An 18,915-nucleotide genomic window follows, 5' to 3' on the forward strand; every position below is an offset into this window, starting at 1 on the left:
ACACTTGAGTCCGTTCCACTCAAGTCATTGCTGGAGGAATTGAAATGGCACGTGCGGTCGGCATCGACCTGGGCACGACTAACTCCGTCGTCAGCGTTCTTGAAGGCGGCGAGCCCACCGTCATCACCAACGCAGAGGGCGCCAGGACCACGCCGTCCGTCGTCGCCTTCGCCAAGAACGGCGAGGTGCTCGTCGGCGAGGTCGCCAAGCGCCAGGCGGTCACGAACGTGGACCGGACCATCCGCTCCGTGAAGCGTCACATGGGCACGGACTGGAAGATCGAGCTCGACGGGAAGAACTTCAACCCGCAGCAGATGAGCGCCTTCATCCTGCAGAAGCTGAAGCGCGACGCCGAGGCCTACCTGGGCGAGAAGGTCACGGACGCGGTCATCACCGTCCCGGCCTACTTCAACGACTCCGAGCGCCAGGCGACGAAGGAGGCCGGCGAGATCGCGGGCCTGAACGTCCTGCGCATCGTGAACGAGCCCACGGCCGCCGCCCTCGCGTACGGCCTGGACAAGGACGACCAGACGATCCTCGTCTTCGACCTCGGTGGCGGCACCTTCGACGTGTCCCTCCTGGAGATCGGTGACGGCGTCGTCGAGGTGAAGGCCACCAACGGCGACAACCACCTCGGTGGTGACGACTGGGACCAGCGTGTCGTCGACTACCTGGTGCAGCAGTTCCGCTCCGGTCACGGCGTGGACCTCGCCAAGGACAAGATGGCGCTCCAGCGTCTGCGCGAAGCCGCCGAGAAGGCGAAGATCGAGCTGTCCTCGTCCACCGAGACCTCGATCAACCTGCCCTACATCACGGCCTCCGCCGAGGGCCCGCTGCACCTGGACGAGAAGCTCACGCGCGCCCAGTTCCAGCAGCTCACCGCGGACCTTCTGGAGCGCTGCAAGACGCCGTTCCACAACGTCATCAAGGACGCGGGCATCAACCTCTCCGAGATCGACCACGTCGTTCTCGTCGGTGGCTCGACCCGCATGCCCGCCGTCGCCGAGCTCGTCAAGGAGCTGACCGGCGGTCAGGACGCCAACAAGGGTGTCAACCCGGACGAGGTCGTCGCCATCGGCGCCGCCCTGCAGGCCGGTGTCCTCAAGGGTGAGGTCAAGGACGTCCTGCTCCTCGACGTCACCCCGCTGTCCCTCGGCATCGAGACCAAGGGCGGCATCATGACGAAGCTCATCGAGCGGAACACGACGATCCCGACCAAGCGGTCCGAGATCTTCACCACCGCCGAGGACAACCAGCCGTCCGTCCAGATCCAGGTCTACCAGGGCGAGCGCGAGATCGCGGCGTACAACAAGAAGCTCGGGATGTTCGAGCTGACCGGTCTGCCGCCGGCCCCGCGCGGTGTCCCGCAGATCGAGGTCGCCTTCGACATCGACGCCAACGGCATCATGCACGTGACCGCGAAGGACCTGGGCACGGGCAAGGAGCAGAAGATGACCGTCACCGGTGGCTCCTCGCTGCCGAAGGACGAGGTCGACCGGATGCGCCAGGAGGCCGAGCAGTACGCGGACGAGGACCACAAGCGCCGCGAGGCCGCCGAGACCCGCAACCAGGGCGAGCAGCTCGTCTACCAGACCGAGAAGTTCCTCAAGGACAACGAGGACAAGGTCCCGGGTGACGTCAAGACCGAGGTCGAGGCGTCCATCGCCGAGCTGAAGGAAAAGCTCAAGGGCGAGGACACCGCCGAGATCCGCACGGCCACGGAGAAGGTCGCCGCGGTCTCGCAGAAGCTCGGCCAGGCCATGTACGCCGACGCCCAGGCCGCGCAGGCCGCCGGTGGCGCCGATGGTGCCCCCGGTGCCGAGCAGGCCAAGGCCGATGACGACGTCGTCGACGCCGAGATCGTCGACGAGGAGCGCAAGGACGGTGCCGCGTGACGGAGGAGACCCCGGGCTTCGACGAGAAGCCTGACGTCCCCTCCGGCGCCACCCCTGACGACGCCGAGCCGCAGGCCGCCACCCCCTCCACGGAGGAGGCGGCGGCCCCGGCCGGGGACGCATCAGCAGCACAGATGGCCGGTCTGACCGCACAGCTGGACCAGGTCCGTACGGCGCTCGGCGAGCGCACGATGGACCTCCAGCGGCTCCAGGCCGAGTACCAGAACTACCGCCGCCGGGTCGAGCGCGACCGGATCGCGGTCAAGGAGATCGCCATCGCGAACCTCCTGACCGAGCTCCTGCCCGTGCTCGACAACATCGCCCGCGCGCGGGACCACGGCGAACTGGTCGGCGGCTTCAAGTCGGTGGCCGAGTCGCTGGAGACCGTCGCGGCGAAGATGGGCCTCCAGCAGTTCGGCAAGGAGGGCGAGCCCTTCGACCCGATGATCCACGAGGCCCTGATGCACTCGTACGCGCCGGACGTCACGGAGACGACGTGCGTGGCGATTCTGCAGCCGGGGTATCGCATCGGCGAGCGCACCATCCGCCCCGCGCGGGTGGCGGTCGCCGAACCCCAGCCGGGGGCGCAGACCGGCAAGGCGGACTCCCAGGATTCCGCCGAGGCGGCCGACGACAAGGAGAGCGGTGGCCCGGACGAGGGCTGACGTTGAACGCATGAGAGAGGAGGGGCGTCGAGGATGAGCACCAAGGACTTCATCGAGAAGGACTTCTACAAGGTCCTCGGCGTCCCCAAGGACGCCACCGAGGCTGAGATCAAGAAGGCGTACCGGAAGCTCGCCCGCGAGTTCCACCCGGACGCCAACAAGGGCAACGCCAAGGCCGAGGAGCGCTTCAAGGAGATCTCCGAGGCGAACGACGTGCTCGGAGACCCCAAGAAGCGCAAGGAGTATGACGAGGCACGCGCCCTCTTCGGCAACGGCGGCTTCCGTCCGGGTCCCGGCGCGGGCGGCGGCAACTTCAACTTCGACCTGGGCGACCTCTTCGGAGGCGGCGCCCAGGGCGGAGCAGGCGGTGCCGGTGGCTTCGGCGGCGGCATCGGTGACGTCTTCGGGGGCCTGTTCAACCGCGGCGGCGCGGGCACGGGTACGCGGACCCAGCCCCGGCGCGGCCAGGACATCGACACCGAGGTGACGCTCAGCTTCACCGAGGCGGTGGACGGCGCGACGGTCCCGCTGCGGATGACGTCCCAGGCGCCCTGCAAGGCCTGTTCGGGCACCGGCGACGCGAACGGCACACCGCGCGTGTGCCCGACGTGCGTCGGCACCGGCCAGGTCGCGCGCGGCTCCGGCGGCGGCTTCTCGCTCACGGACCCCTGCCCGGACTGCAAGGGCCGCGGTCTCATCGCGGAGAACCCCTGCGAGATCTGCCACGGCAGCGGCCGTGCCAAGTCCTCGCGCACGATGCAGGTCCGCATCCCGGCGGGAGTGAGCGACAGCCAGCGCATCCGCCTCCGCGGCAAGGGCGCACCCGGCGAACGGGGCGGCCCGGCAGGCGACCTGTACGTCACGGTCCACGTGGACGCCCACCCGGTCTTCGGCCGCAAGGGCGACAACCTCACCGTCACCGTGCCCGTCACCTTCGCGGAGGCGGCACTCGGCGGCGAGGTGCGCGTACCGACCCTGGGCGGCCCCCCGGTCACCCTGAAACTGCCCCCGGGCACGCCCAACGGCCGTACGATGCGGGCCCGCGGCAAGGGTGCCGTCCGCAAGGACGGTACGCGCGGCGACCTCCTGGTCACCGTCGAGGTCGCGGTCCCCACGGACGTGTCGGGCAAGGCTCGCGACGCCCTGGAGGCGTATCGCGAGGCAACCGCGGGCGAGGACCCACGGGCGGAGCTGTTCCAGGCCGCGAAGGGAGCATGAGCAGATGGACGGCCGTCGTCGAAACCCCTATGAACTGACCGAGGAGACCCCGGTCTACGTCATCTCGGTGGCGGCCCAGCTCTCCGGCCTGCACCCGCAGACCCTGCGTCAGTACGACCGCCTCGGCCTGGTCTCCCCGGACCGCACCGCCGGCCGGGGCCGGCGCTACTCGGCCCGCGACATCGAACTGCTCCGCACGGTGCAGGCGCTGTCCCAGGACGAGGGCATCAACCTGGCCGGCATCAAGCGCATCATCGAGCTGGAGAACCAGGTGGCCGCCCTCCAGTCCCGCGTCGCGGAACTGGAATCGGCCCTGGACGGCGCCGCTGCCGCGATGCAGCAGCGCGAGGCCGCGGTGCACGCCTCGTACCGCCGCGACCTGGTCCCGTACCAGGAGGTCCAACAGACGAGCGCGCTGGTGGTCTGGCGGCCGAAAAGGCAGTCGGACTAGCTCCCACGTACCGAAGGGGGTGGAGAGGTCGTCGACCTCTCCACCCCCTTCGGCGTTCCTCGGCTCACCGCGCCGGTTCGGTGACCGTCCAGTCGCCGGTGGGGTGAGGTCGAGTCCGTTTTCTTCGGTGTGTCAGAGAAGGTGGTGTTCACGTAGAACTGCCGCTTGTACACCGGTGATGCGCAGCTGCTCGCGGCGGAGGCCGGCGCCCCCGAGACGGCGAGCAGGCCCCCGGTGGTGGCGATCGTCGGCGTCGCGGCGAGCGCCGGTCCGCTCCGCCCAACTGGTCTCATGCTTCCCCTGTTTCGTGCTGCGACGTGTGCGGCCACCTTCGAGACTCGCGGACTGGGGGAGGGTTGTATGCCGCCAGGGAGCGAGTGACGCAAGTCAATCAGAGGGGTTCTGTGGAAGTGGCGGCGCACCCCCTTCCCATCGTGTTCACTTGGGGAACACAGAATGCTGTTGCCATCTCGTTAAGTGGTTACTCCTTGACGCTGAGGTGATCGCCGCGTTGGCTTTCAGCCACCTGGGTCGCAAAGCAGCTACCTCGCCCGGAAGGCACCTGATGTGAACACTCGTAACACCCGGCTTCGTCGTACCGCCATAGCCCTGGCCTGCTCCGCGATGACCGTCTCCCTTGCCGCCTGCGGTGTCGTGGACGGGATCGGCGGCAGCAGCACCAAGGCGAGCCCGACCAAGGGTGACGACATCACGGTTGGCCTGCTCCTCCCGGAGAAGGCCAACACCCGTTACGAGAAGTTCGACTACCCGATCATCGAGCAGCAGGTCGCCAAGCTCACCAACAACAAGGGCAAGGTCGACTACGCCAACGCGGCTCAGGACGCCACCAAGCAGAGCCAGCAGTTCCAGCAGATGGTGGCCGACAAGGTCGACGTGATCCTCGTCGACGCGGTGGACTCCAAGGCCATCGCGAGCGACGTGCAGAAGGCCAAGGACGCGGGCATCCCCGTCATCGCCTACGACCGTCTGGCGCAGGGCCCGATCGACGCGTACATCTCCTTCGACAACGAGCTCGTCGGCCAGGTGCAGGGCAAGGCGCTCCTGGAGGCGCTGGGCACCGACGCCTCCTCGAAGAAGATCGTCATGATGAACGGCTCGCCCACCGACCCGAACGCGGCGCAGTTCAAGTCGGGCGCCCTGGGTGAGCTCAACGGCAAGGTCGTCATCTCCAAGACGTACGACACCAAGGACTGGGACCCGGCCGTCGGCAAGGCCAACATGGAGAAGGCCATCTCGGCCATCGGCCTCAGCAACATCGCCGGTGTCTACTCCGCCAACGACGGCCTCGCGGGCGCCGTCATCGACGCCATGAAGACCATGGGCGTCAGCAAGGTGCCGCCGGTCACCGGTCAGGACGCCGAGCTGGACGCGGTGCAGCGGATCGTCCGGGGCGAGCAGTACATGAGCGTCTACAAGTCCTACCCCGACGAGGCCTCCGCGGCCGCCGAGATGGCTGTGGCGAAGGTCCAGGGGCGGGGCATCGAGTTCGACGCGCTCACCCGCGACAAGGTCGACAGCCCCACGAACAAGAAGATCCCCTCCCAGCTGATGCCCGTGGTCGCCCTGACCAAGGCCAACATCAAGGAGACGGTGATCCAGGACGGCATCTACACCGTCAAGCAGATCTGCACCTCCTCGACCAAGGCGGACTGCACGGCGATCGGCCTCAAGTAGTCGTGGACTGACGAACTTCCCTGACGAACGCGCGGGAGCCCTGGACAAGGGGCTCCCGCGCGTTCGTCGGATCAGGGGTCAGCGCCCCATCGACTGCCAGACTGCCTGGCGGCGCGTCGCCGTTGTCACTGGAGCGGCTGCGCCGCTCAGGGCCTAGAGCGCGGACAGCAGGACGGAGAGCGTGCGTACGACGGGCCCGTCGCGCGCGGTCATCCGCTTCGGGGCGCCAGGGTCGTAGGTCACCTCGATCCGCTCCGGATCGGTCGCCACGAGCCGGCCGCTTCCCCTGAACGTCCACTCCCCGGCGGCCGCGGCGAGGGCCGTCCCCAGCGCGAACAGCGCGCCGAACGCCCATTGCACCTTCCGATCGCGGGATGTCGTCCAGCGGTCCTTCCGTTCCGTCCGCGGCGGCACGGGCACGGTGGTCACCAACGTCGCCCCGTCCGCACGCGGTTCGACGGCGTCGTGTTCGACAGTCCTGACCCTCACGTCCCGGCTGAACCAATCCGGGCCCGCCGGTGTCTCAGAGGGCGACCGTGTTTGTCGTACTGGATGTGCTCGTCGTGCTGGAGGCGCCCGTGGCCATGATCGGCCTGTTCTGGATCACCAAGGAGAGCGTGTACGTGGGCGCCGAGCCCGAGGGGTACGGGCGCGGGGTGCGGCTCACCCCCGAGGGGCTTCAGGCCGTGGGCACGGGCCAGGAGGGGTTCTGGTCCTGGGCCGACGTCCGTGAGGTCACCGTTCACGACGTGCAGGTGCGCTCCAGTACCCGGTGGCTGGTGAACAACGTGATGGACACGGTCCTCGACATGGCGACGGGCGGCGGTGAGGCACCGCCCGCGTTCGAACTCCACGTACGGACGGACGAGGAGAAGGCCGAGCTGACGGTGTACACCGCGGCCGTCGGGGGCTACGTCCAGTCCGAGTACGAGCTGTCGGTGGCGCTGCTGAACCGGTTCGTGGACGGTACGGCGGACGTGGCGCGGCTGCTGGAGTGGGGAAGTGTCGAGGGCGACGGCGTGACGCCCTGGCGGGCGGCACGCGAGGCCCTGCTCACGAGTTGGGCCTCGGCCTGAGATGTTCGAGGAGTGCGGCGAGCCCCTCCGGGGTGGTGGCGAGTACGGTGCCGGGTTCGTCGCTTTCCCGGAGGCGGATCGTTCCGTCCTCACCGCATCGGGGGACCCGGAGCCGGTTCCCCTGGTCGGCCCTGTCGCCGTACCTACCGTGATCGCGTTGCTTGTGCCCCATGGACGCCGAGCCCACACTTGAGGAGGTGATGCCGCCATGACCGCTCTTGCGCACGAGAGGCCCGAGACCATGTCTGAGGTCAGGACCGAGTCCGAGAACGATTCCGACTTCGACGAGGTCCTGTGGCAGGCATGGAAGGCCATGGAACTCCCCGAGGGCTACCGCGCTGAGATCATCGAGGGAGCCATCGAGGTGTCGCCCACCGCCCGCCGTTCGCACGGCCTGATCACCAATCGTGTGCGTAGGGCCCTGGACAAGTTCTTGGACGGTGGCGAATACGCGTGCCATCAGGGCGTGAACGTGATCCACAGGCGCAAGGCGTGGATCCCCGACGCCTTCGTCGCACCGGAGGACACGCAACCCTGGGGTGATGAGGACGACCTCGGTGTCAGGGCCGAGGCCGTCTACCCCATCGTGGAAGTCGTTTCCCCTGGTAAGCGCAACCAGGACCGAGACCGGGTCCGCAAGCTTCGCGAATACGCTCGCGCCGGCATTCCGACCTATGTCGGCATCGATGACTACGACGCTCAGGGATCGGTCACTCTGTGCACCGGCCCGCGTCCCGACAAGGCGGACTGGGAAGACATCCACCGCGTCTACTACGGCACCGACGTCACCATCCCCGAAGGCCCCGCCAAGGGGTTCGTGATCGGGGAGACGATCACCGGGCCCAAGCGGAGCTGAGCCCGCGCCCGACCCCCCGGGGATACCTCCCCCTCACGCCACCCGCGTGAACTCCACCGTCACCTCCGGTGGGCCCCCGGCCACGCCCCGGTAGATCCCCTTGTGCGGGGTGACGTCGTCGTAGTCGCGACCGCGGCCGACCACGACGTGGGACTCGTCGGCCCGGGTGCTGTTGGTGGGGTCGTAGCCGGTCCAGTCGCCGGCCCAGTACTCGATCCAGGCGTGGCTCTGGCCGGCGACGGGGCGGTGGAGTTCGGCATCGCGTTCGGGGTGGAGGTAGCCCGAGACATAGCGGGTGGGCAGGCCCAGGCCGCGCAGGAGGGCCGCCGTCAGGTGGGTGATGTCCTGGCAGACGCCCGCGCCCTGCGCCCAGGCCTCCATGGCGCCGGTGTTCACGCCGGTGGCGCCGGGGAGGTACGAGACCTGGTCGGTGACCATGGCCGAGACCGCGACCGCCGTCTCGTGGGGATCCAGGCCCGTCGACGCCGACCTCGCCCGCTCCACCAACTCCCGCGTCACCGTCGTACGGCCGGTCGGGGACGTGTACTCCAGGAGGCGGGAGTTCGCCGTCGTCCTGGCGACCTCCGCCCAGGTCGGCGCGGGGGCCTGCGGGCCCGGTGGGGCCGTTTCCACCAGGCTCGACGCCGTGATGGTCAGGTCCTCATGCGGTTCCATCAGGTCGAAGCCCGTGACCTGGGTGCCCCAGTAGTCCCAGTACGACCAGGTGGGCGTGGTCGGGTTGACCGTGACCCTGGCGTCCAGGGTCGTCTGGCCGGGGAGCGTCAGGGGGGTCATGCGGACCTCGTTGTGGGAGGAGACCGCGGCCTGCGCGTACGAGACGCGGGTGGTGTGCCGGATCCGCAGCCGGCGTGTCACGGGAGTGCTCATCGCGCTCACGCTCCTTCCTGGGCCCACTCGACGGGCCCCTGGTACGGGAAGAACCTCTCCGCCACCGCCTCCGCCGAGGCCGTGCACGCTTGTTGCAGGTCGCGGAGGAGCAAGGGGAGCTGTTCCTCCAGGGCCGCCAGGTCCAGGTATTCCAGGCGGGTTCTCATACGGCCTATCGGGCGGCGGGCCGGGTCCTGACGGGGACGGCCGAGGGCGGCGAGGCACTCCTCGGCGGTGGTGAGCGCGTGCAGGGCCGACCGGGGGAAGTCCCGGTCGAGGAGAAGGAATTCGGCCACTCTCGGGGTGTCACCGAAACCGCCGTACACCCGGGCATACGCCTCGTCCGCGCCGCTCGCGCTCAGCAGTGTCGGCCAGTCGGGGGCGTGGGCGGCGTCCAGCACGCGGACGGAGAGGAGCCGTACGGTCATGTCCACCCGCTCCAGGCTCCGGCCCAGCACCACGAAACGCCAGCTGTCGTCGCGGCTCATCGTGGAGTCCGCGAGACCGAAGAAGAGCGCGGCCCGGCGGCGTACCAGCTCCAGGTACGCGTACGGGCCCGTACGGCGGGCCGCGAGGCGCTGGTCGGCCAGCGCGTGCCAGGTGGAGTTGAGGCACTCCCACATCTCGGAGGAGACGGCCTCGCGGGCGCTGCGGGCGTTGAGGCGGGCGGCTCCGAGCGCGCCCTCGATGGAGCAGGTGGAGCGGGCGTCGAAGGCGAGCTGGTCCAGGACCTGCTGCATGTCGACGCGTTCGGAGCCCGCGTCGACACCGAGGATGGCGTACAGGGAGCGGCAGGCCACGTCCTCGTCGCGCCAGGGATCCTCCAGGAGGCGGTGGAGGTAGGCGTCGAGGATGCGGCCGGTGGCGTCCGCCCGCTCGACGTAACGGCCCGTCCAGGTCAGGGCCTCGGCTATGCGGGAGAGGATCACGTCGTTCACTGCTGCTGTGCCCCTTCCTGTACGACGCCACGGGCGCCGTCGGGTCCGAGCTGGCGCGGGACCACGTCCAACGCCGTGCCGCGGCCGTCGGGGTCCTCGGCGATCGGGGTCCCCTCTGTTCGAGCGAAGTCGAGAACTCGGGGGAGCTCGGCGGGGCCCTCCGCCAGCACCCAGGTGTCCTTGGAGCCGCCGCCCTGGCTGGAGTTGACGATGAGGTTGCCCTCCTGGAGGGCGACCCTGGTGAGGCCGCCGGGCAGTACCCAGACGTCCGTGCCGTCGTTGACGGCGAACGGGCGCAGGTCGATGTGGCGGGGCGCCATCCGGTCGCCCGCGAGGGTGGGCGAGGTGGAGAGCGCCACGGGCCGCTGCGCGATCCAGCCACGCGGGTCGGCGGCGACGGCCGCCCGGGTGCGCTCCAGGGTGTCCCGGTCGGCCTTGGGTCCGATGACGATGCCCTGGCCGCCCGCCCCGTCCACCGGCTTGATCACCAGCTGGTCGATCTGGTCGAGGACGGCGTCCAACTGGCCCGGTTCGTCCGGACGGTAGGACTCGACGTTCGGGAGAACGGGCTCCTCGCCGAGGTAGTACCGGATCAGATCGGGTACGTACGTGTAGAGGAGTTTGTCGTCGGCGATGCCGTTGCCCACGGCGTTGGCGAGCGTGACGGTGCCCGCCTGGGCGGCGCTGAGGATGCCCGGGCAGCCGATCACCGAATCGGGCCGGAAGTGCAGCGGATCGAGGAAGTCGTCGTCGAGCCGTCGGTATACGACATGCACCGGCATCTCGCCCCGCGTGGTCCGCATCCAGACACGGTTGTTCCGGCAGGCGAGATCGTGCCCCTCGACCAGCTGCACCCCCATCAGCCGTGCCAGCAGGGCGTGTTCGAAGTAGGCGGCGTTGCTGGGGCCGGGCGTGAGGACGACGACCCTCGGGTCGTCGACCCCGTCGGGCGCGGCGGCGCGCAGGGCCGCCAGAAGTCTCTGCGCGTAGCCGTCCACGGGGACGACGTGCTGTTCGGCGAAGAGGGACGGAAAGATCCTGGTCATCGCGCGCCGGTTCTCGATGACGTACGAGACCCCGGACGGCACGCGGACGTTGTCCTCCAGGACCCGGAAGTCCCCGGCCTCGTCCCGTACGAGATCGATGCCGGCGACGTGGATCCGTACGCCGCCGGGTGGCTCGATCCCGTGCGCCGCCCGGTGGAAATGGGGGGAGTTGAGCAGGAGACGCCAGGGCACGACCCCGTCCTCGAAGGCGCGGCCGGGCCCGTAGGCGTCGGAGAGGTAGGCCTCCAGGGCCCTCACCCGTTGGGAGACCCCTCGTTGGACGAGGTCCCATTCGAGGGCGTCGAGGATCCTGGGGACCAGGTCCAGCGGCCAGGGGCGCTCCTCGCCCGCGAAGGCGTAGGTCACGCCACGGTCGGTGAACGCGCGGGCCATCTGGTCGGCCCGGAAGCGCAGTTCACCCGGTTCGATCGGCTGCAGGGCGGCCAGTACCGGCTCATAGGCGGTCCTGACTTCACCCGGCCGCTCAAACATCTCGTCCCACGCATCGGCCAACGCGTACGCGTCAAATATGTCCGCCATGGCCCGACGGTAGGTGCGGTACGTAACGTACCGATCACTCGACGATTTCCGGCAGCTCACGCGATCCGGACAGGGGCCGCGGAGCCCTGGCCGGACGAGGAGTGTCCGGCCAGGGCGGGCCAGGACGCCGTGTCGTCCCGGTGAACCGGGTCCACCATGGCACCGGGTCGTGCACCCCGACCACCGTCATCTTGTTGCAGAGCGCCGTGCGGAGGTGGGGATATTTCCGTACGTACATGGGCGAGAGGGGGCGTGCGAAGGGCGCAGCCGTGTTGCGATGGCGGTCGGGTCCGCGCATAGTTGCGCTGCGGACGGCGCGGAGGCGTCGCATCGCGAGGATGCTGGAGCCAGGGGTGGAAGATGGCCGGGCACAGGAGGGACAGGCATCCGCACGGCGCTGACCGACTGTGCGAGGCCGGGGACCGGGTGTACTCCCGGGCCGTGCGGCGCGGACGCGTGCCGCGCGAGGACGCCGAGACGGTGCCCTGTCTTGTCGAGTTGGCGCTGCTGCATCCGGACCCCGACGACATGGGGTGGCTGGTGCCGACCTCGCCGCAGGAGGTCATGACACGGCTGCTGCGCGGGGTCTACGAGGAGGTCAGCGCGAGCCAGACGCGGGTGGGCGACGCGGTGGCCGCGTTCGAGTGGTACGCCGGTCTGGGCGGGCGCGTCCAGGCACCCACGGAGGGCGTGGCGATCCGCGTGCTCGACGGACTGCCGCGGATCCGGGCCGCGATGGACGAGGCGACCGAGGCGTGCGCGACCGAGGTGCTCACCGTGCAGCCCGGCGGCATCCGCCGCGAGGACGAACTCTCCGAGGGACTGCACCGGGCGTTGGAGATGCGCCGGCGGGGCGTGCGGATGCGCGACCTGTACACGCACGTGGCCCGGCACGGCCAGGGCCTGCACAACTACATGGAGCTGATGGGCGACGCGGCGGAGGCCCGCACCCTCGACGAAGTCGTCGAGCGCCTCATCCTCTTCGACCGCAAGGTGGCCTTCATCCCGGCGAACGCGGACCGCACGATCGCCCTGGAACTGCGCCACCCCGCCCTCGTCGACTACCTGGTCACGGTCTTCGAGCGGCTGTGGCGCCTCGCGATCCCGCTCGCCGCGCCGCTCCCGGAGACCGGCATCGACGGCATCACCCACCGCGAGCGGTCCATCGCCGCGCTGCTGGCGGAGGGACACCAGGACGCGGTGGTCGCGGAGCGGCTGGGGATCAGCGTCCGTACCTGCCGCGCGCACATCGCGCGCCTCTCGGAGACCCTGGGCGCGGCGAGCCGTACGCAGTTGGGGGTGCGGATCGCGCAGGCGGGGCTGGACGGGCCGCCGCGTTCCCCGGAACTCCAGACACTCACCGCTCCTGGCTCGGCTCCTGGTCCTGTTCCTGATCCTGTTCCAGAATCCCCGACCGGCCTATGAGATAGCCGAGTTGCGCCCGGCTCTCACTTCCCAGGGTCGCGGCGAGCTTGGCGATGTGGACGCGGGCGGTACGGACGTTCATGCCGAGGCGGTCGGCGATGGTGGAGTCGGTGTGGCCTTCTATGAGGAGGCCGGCGATGGCGCGCTGGCGTGGGGTGATGCCGTTGAGGGACGGGCGTTGGACGGCTTGGGGGTACATGGGGATGGCCAGGCGCCAGAGGCGGTCGAAGGTGGTGACGAAGTAGTCGACGAGGGCGGGGTGGCGGACTTCCAGGGCGAGGGAGCCGTCCTTGTTGGCGGGGATGAAGGCGATGGTGGAGTCGACGACGATGAGCCGGTCGGTGACCTCGTCGAGCGAACGGGCCTCGGCGTCGCCTCTCAGCTGCTCATAGCGGGCGAGGAGGGACGGGGCGTGTCGGAGCGTGTGCTGGTAGAGGGTGCGGATGCGGCCTCCGCGGCTCAGCAGATCCTGGTCGCGGGTCAGGGAGCGGGCCTGCGCCACCGCGCTGCGCCGACCGGTGTGGCCGGTGTGCGGCTGGATGCACAGGAGTTCCCGGGTCGCTTCGGCCATGGCCTCGGTGATGGCCCGGTTGATCCGGTCCGAACCACTGAGGACCCTGAGCATCGGGGTGTCCGACGCGGACGACGTGTGCCGGCCGTCGATACGCATGAGGGGCTCGAACACGGCGGCCAGCCGGGCCTCGCGCCGCCGTTCGTCCGCGATGCGGTCCTCGATGTCGCGCAGCAGCTGGTGGAGTGAGACGGCCGGGGCCGTGGGTTCCAGCCACTCCAGGTCCTCGATGCTCGGGTGGAGCAGGCCGAGGTCGATCAGGCAGGGGACGTCCGTGGCCTCATGGGCGAGTACGCCGCCGTTGCGCAACGCGCGTTCGTACAGGGTGCGGCCGGCCTCGCACATCTCGTCCACTCCGTGGCTGTGTGCCTCGGCTGTCATGTGTGGTGCACCTCCTCGCTGGTTCAGCGATCCTGGTCCAGGATCCCCGACTGTGCGATGAGGAAGCCGAGTTGGGCCCGGCTGCCGCTGCCGAGGGCGGTGGCCAGCTTGGCTATGTGGGCGCGGCAGGTGCGGACGTTCATGCCGAGGCGGCGGGCGATGGCCTCGTCGACGTGCCCCTCCACGAGGAGCTTGGCGATGGAGTGCTGGATCTCCGTGATGCCGTCGGGGGCCGTCTCGTAGGGGGCGCCGGCGCTCAGCGGGACGGACCGGCCCCACATGAACTCGAAGACCTTGATCAGGTAGCGGACGAGTCCCGGGTTGCGGAGTTCCAGGGCGACTTGCTGGTCGTCGCGGGTGGGGATGAAGGCGACGGTCTCGTCGCAGATGATCAGGCGCTCGACCAGCTCGTCGATGGTGCGGTACTCCACCTTGCCGTTCGAGAGCTGCTCCACGTAGGCCAGCCGCTCCAGGTCGTAGCGGACCGTGTGTTGATAGAGCGTCCGGATGCGCACCCCGCGCTCGGTCAGCGGCCGGTCGCGCTCCATCCCCTGGAGGATGCTGCGTTCGGAGAACCGGTTGCTCGGCTGGACCGTGAGCATCTCGGTCTGGCACTGGGCCGTGGCCAGGTTGAGCGCCGCGTTGATGCGGTCGCCGCCCTCCAGCACCGTGATCGAGTGTGTGGTCGCCGTCGTCTGGGTGCTGAGCGCCATGAACGGCTCGAAAGCATCGGACAGTTCGATTGACCAGCGCCTGCGCTCGGCTATCTCCTGCTCTAGGGGGTTGAGCCGCTGAGCCAGGGCGACTGCCGGAGGTACGGGTCGCAGCCAGTCCGGGTCGTCGGGATCAGGGTGAAGAAGGGACAATTCCATCAGACAGGAAGCCGACTTTACGTCTTCGCGGGCGATACGTCCGGTGCGCAGGGCATGCGCATAAAGTCGGCCACCTTCCTCACACAGTTCGGTCACCGCATGGGGATGTGTCGCTTTAGTCCGATTCGTTGTCAAATCTCCACCCCCCAGGGTCCTGAACGTGCAGGAACATGATGCACCGATTGTGTGGCCATGACGTGCCCGAATGAGCCATCGTCGTATCCGACGGGGGAAGAGGGGACCTTCAAGTGAGGACGAAGCCGACTATGCGTAACAGAATGCTTCGCTCGGTGCTTGTCGCTGCCTTCTCTGCCGTTGTGGCCATCGGAGCTCTGAGTGGCCTATCCGGTACGAAGAGCGACATGCGAGCGGACAGCAAGTGGCCGGCGGTTGCCGTGTCCACCACGCCCGTGGACACGGCAGAGGGAGCTGGAGGCTGACGTGACCACTCCACCCGACGACCGCTCCTTCCGTCGAGAAATGGCCACCGCCTACCGCTCTGGATGGCACTTCATCGACCTGGCCACCGCCATTCCCCACAGTGGCGACTCGTTGATGGTGACGGTGTTCGGAGAGCCGGTCGTCGTCACCCGGGATGACGACGAGGACGTCCGGGCGTACCGGTGTCTGCGGCGCCCGCGCGGCGCGCCGCAGCCCGTGCGGTGTGCCATTCGGTACGGAATGATTTTTGTGAACCTCGACCAGCGTGACCACCAGCTGGACGAGCCGGAAGTCCCGGACGTAAGGACCATCTCAGCCACCCCCCGCAGTGCCTGACGCGATTCCCCCGTCGTAGTAGATCGCGCAGGTACTTCCCCCCGCAGCGGCGTCACCGTGACCTGAACACGGTGACGCCGCTGCAGTTTTGGGCGAAAGATCCACGTATCCGCCCATCTCCATGCCATCTCCACAACGGCTGAAACCAGCCGGGTCGCACGCCCGCGGCCCGGGTCCCGCGCCGGGGGCTGGTCGGCCGGGTCGCACGCCGGGGGCCGGTCAGTCGGACCCCGCGCCCGGGATCGGGGCCGGTCAGCCGGATTCCGCGCCCGGGTCGTTCGGCCGGGTCGCACGCCCGGGGTCGGTCGGCCAGGTCTCACGCCCCGGGGTCGGTCGGTCGGACCCCGGGCCCGGGGTCGGTCGGTCGGACCCCGGGCCCGCGGCCTGTCGGCCGGACCCCGGGCCCGGGGTCGGTCAGCCGTGTCCCATCGCCGAGGTCAGGGTGATCTCGATCGCCACCCGGTCGGGGTTCGGCGAGGGCACCCTCCCGTACCGCTCCGCGTACCGCCGCTCCGCCTCCGCGACATGCGTGGGGTCGGCGGCGATCCTCGCGCGCCCCTCCAGCGTCGCCCACCGGCGTCCGTCCACCTGGCAGACCGAGACGCGCGCCCCCTGCGCCCCCGCGGCCAGTACGTGCCCCACCTTCGCGCTGGACTTGTTGGTGATCACCCGAGCCAGGCCCGCCTCGGGGTCGTATGTAACCCCGACGGGCACGACGTGCGGGCTGCCGTCCGCCCGGAGGGTGGTGAGGGTGCACAGATGGCGTTCCCGCCAGAAGGTGAGGTACGCGGGGTCGGGATCGTGGGGGTCCACCGGGTATGCGCTCATGGTCGGAAATGTATCCCCACCCGTGAGTGCCATGGCTTCCCGGCCGTCCTTGAGTGGAATAGACTCAACTTTGTGTACGTTGGTTGAGTCAGTCCGTACATGAGAGTCGTACATCAGGGTCGTATTGAGGAGGAGAACGCGAACGTGGACGCCGAGCTGACCAACAGGAGCCGGGACGCGATCAACGCGGCCACCAGCCGGGCCGTGTCCGAGGGGCACCCCGACCTCACCCCTGCCCACCTGCTGCTCGCGCTGCTCGGTGGTCAGGAGAACGAGAACATCACCGACCTGCTGGCCGCGGTCGACGCCGACCAGGCCGCCGTACGGGCCGCGGCCGAGCGTGTCCTCGCCGGCCTGCCCAGCGTGACCGGATCCACCGTCGCGCCGCCGCAGCCCAACCGCGAACTGCTCGCCGTCATCGCCGAGGCGGCCGACAAGGCCAAGGAACTCGGGGACGAGTACCTCTCCACCGAGCACCTCCTCATCGGGATCGCCGCGAAGGGCGGCCCGAGCGGCGACGTACTCTCCCAGCAGGGCGCCAGTGCGAAGAAGCTGCTTGAGGCGTTCCAGAAGAGCAGGGGAGGACGCCGGGTGACGACCCCGGATCCCGAGGGCCAGTACAAGGCGCTCGAAAAGTTCGGTACGGACTTCACCGCCGCCGCGCGCGACGGGAAGCTCGACCCGGTCATCGGCCGGGACCAGGAGATCCGCCGGGTCGTGCAGGTGCTGTCCCGGCGCACCAAGAACAACCCCGTCCTCATCGGTGAGCCCGGCGTCGGCAAGACCGCCGTCGTGGAGGGGCTCGCCCAGCGGATCGTGAAGGGCGACGTGCCCGAGTCGCTCAAGAACAAGCGGCTCGTCTCGCTCGACCTCGGCGCCATGGTGGCCGGGGCGAAGTACCGGGGTGAGTTCGAGGAGCGGCTGAAGACCGTCCTCGCCGAGATCAAGGACTCCGACGGGCAGATCATCACCTTCATCGACGAGCTGCACACGGTCGTCGGCGCGGGCGCGGGCGGCGACTCCGCCATGGACGCCGGCAACATGCTCAAGCCGATGCTCGCCCGCGGTGAGCTGCGGATGGTCGGCGCCACCACCCTCGACGAGTACCGCGAGCGGATCGAGAAGGACCCCGCCCTGGAGCGCCGCTTCCAGCAGGTCCTGGTCGCCGAGCCGTCCGTCGAGGACACCATCGCGATCCTGCGCGGACTCAAGGGCCGCTACGAGGCCCACCACAAGGTCGTGATCGCGGACAGCGCGCTGGTCGCCGCGGCCACCCTCTCCGACCGCTACATCACCTCCCGCTTCCTGCCCGACAAGGCCATCGACCTCGTCGACGAGGCCGCCTCCCGGCTGCGCATGGAGATCGACTCGTCCCCCGTCGAGATCGACGAACTCCAGCGCGCGGTGGACCGGCTGCGCATGGAGGAGCTGGCCCTCGACAAGGAGACCGACCCCGCCTCCCGGCAGCGTCTGGAGAAGCTGCGCCGCGACCTCGCCGACAAGGAGGAGGAGCTGCGGGGCCTGACCGCCCGCTGGGAGAAGGAGAAGCAGTCCCTCAACCGCGTCGGCGAGCTGAAGGAGAAGCTCGACGAGCTGCGCGGCCAGGCCGAGCGTGCCCAGCGCGACGGTGACTTCGACACCGCCTCCAAGCTGCTCTACGGCGAGATCCCCACCCTGGAGCGGGACCTGGAGGAGGCCTCCGAGGCGGAGGAGGAAGCCGCCAGGGACACCATGGTCAAGGAGGAGGTCGGCCCCGACGACATCGCGGACGTGGTCGGTTCCTGGACGGGCATCCCGGCCGGACGCCTCCTGGAGGGCGAGACCCAGAAGCTCCTGCGCATGGAGGAGGAGCTGGGACGCCGTCTGATCGGCCAGAGCGAGGCCGTCCAGGCCGTGTCCGACGCCGTACGCCGTACCCGCGCCGGCATCGCCGACCCGGACCGGCCCACCGGATCCTTCCTCTTCCTCGGCCCGACCGGCGTCGGCAAGACCGAACTGGCCAAGGCCCTCGCGGACTTCCTCTTCGACGACGAGCGGGCCATGATCCGCATCGACATGAGCGAGTACGGCGAGAAGCACAGCGTCGCCCGGCTGGTCGGTGCCCCGCCCGGGTACATCGGCTACGAGGAGGGCGGCCAGCTCACGGAGGCCGTGCGCCGGCGCCCGTACAGCGTCGTCCTGCTGGACGAGGTCGAGAAGGCGCACCCGGAGGTCTTCGACATCCTCCTCCAGGTGCTGGACGACGGACGGCTCACCGACGGACAGGGCCGCACGGTCGACTTCCGCAACACCATCCTCGTCCTGACCTCGAACCTGGGCAGCCAGTTCCTGGTCGAGCCGCTGACCTCCGAGGAGGAGAAGAAGCAGCAGGTCCTGGAAGTCGTCAGGGCCTCCTTCAAGCCAGAATTCCTCAACCGCCTCGACGATCTCGTGGTGTTCTCGGCCCTCAACAAGGAGGAGCTCGAGCGCATCGCCGGGCTCCAGATCGGCCGCCTCGCCAAGCGGCTGGCCGAGCGCCGGCTCACCCTGGAGGTCAGCGACGCGGCCCTGGCCTGGCTCGCGGACGAGGGCAACGATCCTGCGTACGGGGCCCGGCCGCTGCGCCGCCTCGTCCAGACCGCGATCGGCGACCGGCTCGCCAAGGAGATCCTGGCGGGCGAGGTCAAGGACGGCGACACGGTCCGGGTGGACGCCTTCGGGGACGGCCTGATCGTGGGGGTCGCGCAGTAGCCCGGACGGGCTGATTCCCAGCGGTCGACGGCGCGGTCCCGGCGGCGCCGTCGTCACTGGCCG

At 69.4% G+C, this 18,915-nt stretch carries 17 protein-coding genes; 10 read left to right on the forward strand and 7 right to left on the reverse strand.

The window, feature by feature from the left end:
• Positions 1-44 precede the first annotated feature (44 nt).
• The 5 genes from dnaK to FNV62_RS27780 all read left to right on the forward strand — a co-directional run bounded on the left by dnaK (position 45) and on the right by FNV62_RS27780 (position 5,924).
• Entirely contained in the window at positions 45-1,895 is a 1,851-nt protein-coding gene (gene dnaK, locus FNV62_RS27760) for a molecular chaperone DnaK (RefSeq protein WP_054231328.1), read from the forward strand.
• The gene (grpE, locus tag FNV62_RS27765; protein ID WP_060897053.1) at positions 1,892-2,560 is read left to right on the forward strand and encodes a nucleotide exchange factor GrpE; all 669 of its coding nucleotides are present in this window, start codon (positions 1,892-1,894) and stop codon (positions 2,558-2,560) included. Before dnaK ends, grpE begins: the two co-directional genes overlap by 4 nt.
• 33 nt (positions 2,561-2,593) lie before the next feature.
• The gene (dnaJ, locus tag FNV62_RS27770) at positions 2,594-3,778 is read left to right on the forward strand and encodes a molecular chaperone DnaJ (protein ID WP_054231330.1); all 1,185 of its coding nucleotides are present in this window, start codon (positions 2,594-2,596) and stop codon (positions 3,776-3,778) included.
• Between the two features lie 4 nt (positions 3,779-3,782).
• Positions 3,783-4,229, forward strand: coding sequence for a heat shock protein transcriptional repressor HspR (locus FNV62_RS27775; protein WP_054231331.1), 447 nt, complete (start codon positions 3,783-3,785; stop codon positions 4,227-4,229).
• A 567-nt stretch (positions 4,230-4,796) separates the two neighbouring features.
• Positions 4,797-5,924: a sugar ABC transporter substrate-binding protein gene (locus FNV62_RS27780; RefSeq protein ID WP_054231332.1), complete on the forward strand. Its 1,128-nt coding sequence runs from the start codon at positions 4,797-4,799 to the stop codon at positions 5,922-5,924.
• 153 nt (positions 5,925-6,077) lie between these two features.
• Here FNV62_RS27780 and FNV62_RS27785 read toward each other — a convergent pair whose 3' ends face one another.
• Positions 6,078-6,413: a hypothetical protein gene (locus FNV62_RS27785; protein ID WP_143627455.1), complete on the reverse strand. Its 336-nt coding sequence runs from the start codon at positions 6,411-6,413 to the stop codon at positions 6,078-6,080.
• Between the two features lie 47 nt (positions 6,414-6,460).
• On the opposite strand from FNV62_RS27785, the gene FNV62_RS27790 reads away from it, so the two are divergent.
• Both FNV62_RS27790 and FNV62_RS27795 read left to right on the forward strand, forming a co-directional pair.
• Positions 6,461-7,000 (forward strand): hypothetical protein, encoded by a 540-nt coding sequence (locus FNV62_RS27790; protein WP_225900398.1) that lies wholly within the window; start codon positions 6,461-6,463, stop codon positions 6,998-7,000.
• A gap of 208 nt (positions 7,001-7,208) precedes the next feature.
• Positions 7,209-7,856: a Uma2 family endonuclease gene (locus FNV62_RS27795; protein WP_143627457.1), complete on the forward strand. Its 648-nt coding sequence runs from the start codon at positions 7,209-7,211 to the stop codon at positions 7,854-7,856.
• Positions 7,857-7,889: 33 nt separating this feature from the next.
• Here the strand turns inward: FNV62_RS27795 and FNV62_RS27800 are convergent, their stop codons facing one another.
• The 3 genes from FNV62_RS27800 to FNV62_RS27810 are packed head-to-tail and all read right to left on the reverse strand — an operon-like array spanning position 7,890 to position 11,268.
• Entirely contained in the window at positions 7,890-8,744 is an 855-nt protein-coding gene (locus FNV62_RS27800; RefSeq protein ID WP_225900399.1) for a transglutaminase family protein, read from the reverse strand.
• 5 nt (positions 8,745-8,749) lie between these two features.
• Positions 8,750-9,682: an alpha-E domain-containing protein gene (locus FNV62_RS27805; protein ID WP_054231334.1), complete on the reverse strand. Its 933-nt coding sequence runs from the start codon at positions 9,680-9,682 to the stop codon at positions 8,750-8,752.
• Positions 9,679-11,268, reverse strand: coding sequence for a circularly permuted type 2 ATP-grasp protein (locus FNV62_RS27810; protein ID WP_143627459.1), 1,590 nt, complete (start codon positions 11,266-11,268; stop codon positions 9,679-9,681). Before FNV62_RS27810 ends, FNV62_RS27805 begins: the two co-directional genes overlap by 4 nt.
• Positions 11,269-11,628: 360 nt before the next feature.
• Here FNV62_RS27810 and FNV62_RS27815 point away from each other — a divergent pair, with 360 nt between their 5' ends.
• Positions 11,629-12,693, forward strand: coding sequence for a helix-turn-helix transcriptional regulator (locus FNV62_RS27815; RefSeq protein WP_082416918.1), 1,065 nt, complete (start codon positions 11,629-11,631; stop codon positions 12,691-12,693).
• Here the strand turns inward: FNV62_RS27815 and FNV62_RS27820 are convergent.
• Both FNV62_RS27820 and FNV62_RS27825 read right to left on the reverse strand, forming a co-directional pair.
• The gene (locus tag FNV62_RS27820; protein ID WP_097285590.1) at positions 12,626-13,645 is read right to left on the reverse strand and encodes a helix-turn-helix transcriptional regulator; all 1,020 of its coding nucleotides are present in this window, start codon (positions 13,643-13,645) and stop codon (positions 12,626-12,628) included. The two genes, FNV62_RS27815 and FNV62_RS27820, sit on opposite strands and share 68 nt — an antisense overlap.
• Before the next feature lie 23 nt (positions 13,646-13,668).
• Entirely contained in the window at positions 13,669-14,652 is a 984-nt protein-coding gene (locus FNV62_RS27825) for a helix-turn-helix transcriptional regulator (protein WP_097285591.1), read from the reverse strand.
• A gap of 345 nt (positions 14,653-14,997) precedes the next feature.
• Between FNV62_RS27825 and FNV62_RS27830 the strand changes: the two genes are divergently transcribed.
• Positions 14,998-15,294 carry a (2Fe-2S)-binding protein gene (locus tag FNV62_RS27830; protein ID WP_054231338.1) on the forward strand — a complete coding sequence of 99 codons (297 nt, stop codon included), beginning with the start codon at positions 14,998-15,000 and terminating at the stop codon, positions 15,292-15,294.
• 414 nt (positions 15,295-15,708) lie between these two features.
• Here FNV62_RS27830 and FNV62_RS27835 read toward each other — a convergent pair whose 3' ends face one another.
• A complete protein-coding gene (locus FNV62_RS27835; protein WP_164331764.1) occupies positions 15,709-16,122 on the reverse strand; it encodes a pyridoxamine 5'-phosphate oxidase family protein in 414 nt (137 codons plus the stop codon).
• Positions 16,123-16,266: 144 nt separating this feature from the next.
• Here FNV62_RS27835 and clpB point away from each other — a divergent pair, with 144 nt between their 5' ends.
• Positions 16,267-18,852: an ATP-dependent chaperone ClpB gene (gene clpB / locus FNV62_RS27840; protein WP_054231340.1), complete on the forward strand. Its 2,586-nt coding sequence runs from the start codon at positions 16,267-16,269 to the stop codon at positions 18,850-18,852.
• The last annotated feature ends 63 nt before the right edge of the window (positions 18,853-18,915 follow it).

The organism is Streptomyces sp. RLB3-17 (genome assembly GCF_007113425.2).
In the GTDB taxonomy this organism is placed as follows: domain Bacteria; phylum Actinomycetota; class Actinomycetes; order Streptomycetales; family Streptomycetaceae; genus Streptomyces; species Streptomyces mirabilis_D.

Excerpts from the sequence above, each read along its gene's own strand:
- FNV62_RS27835 (WP_164331764.1), bottom strand. The coding sequence starts at position 16,122 with ATGAGCGCATACCCGGTGGACCCCCACGATCCCGACCCCGCGTACCTC.
- dnaJ (WP_054231330.1), top strand. The coding sequence starts at position 2,594 with ATGAGCACCAAGGACTTCATCGAGAAGGACTTCTACAAGGTCCTCGGC.
- FNV62_RS27795 (WP_143627457.1), top strand. The coding sequence starts at position 7,209 with ATGACCGCTCTTGCGCACGAGAGGCCCGAGACCATGTCTGAGGTCAGG.
- FNV62_RS27800 (WP_225900399.1), bottom strand. The coding sequence starts at position 8,744 with ATGAGCACTCCCGTGACACGCCGGCTGCGGATCCGGCACACCACCCGC.
- FNV62_RS27830 (WP_054231338.1), top strand. The coding sequence starts at position 14,998 with ATGGCCACCGCCTACCGCTCTGGATGGCACTTCATCGACCTGGCCACC.
- FNV62_RS27775 (WP_054231331.1), top strand. The coding sequence starts at position 3,783 with ATGGACGGCCGTCGTCGAAACCCCTATGAACTGACCGAGGAGACCCCG.
- FNV62_RS27815 (WP_082416918.1), top strand. The coding sequence starts at position 11,629 with ATGGCCGGGCACAGGAGGGACAGGCATCCGCACGGCGCTGACCGACTG.
- dnaK (WP_054231328.1), top strand. The coding sequence starts at position 45 with ATGGCACGTGCGGTCGGCATCGACCTGGGCACGACTAACTCCGTCGTC.
- FNV62_RS27820 (WP_097285590.1), bottom strand. The coding sequence starts at position 13,645 with ATGACAGCCGAGGCACACAGCCACGGAGTGGACGAGATGTGCGAGGCC.
- FNV62_RS27810 (WP_143627459.1), bottom strand. The coding sequence starts at position 11,268 with ATGGCGGACATATTTGACGCGTACGCGTTGGCCGATGCGTGGGACGAG.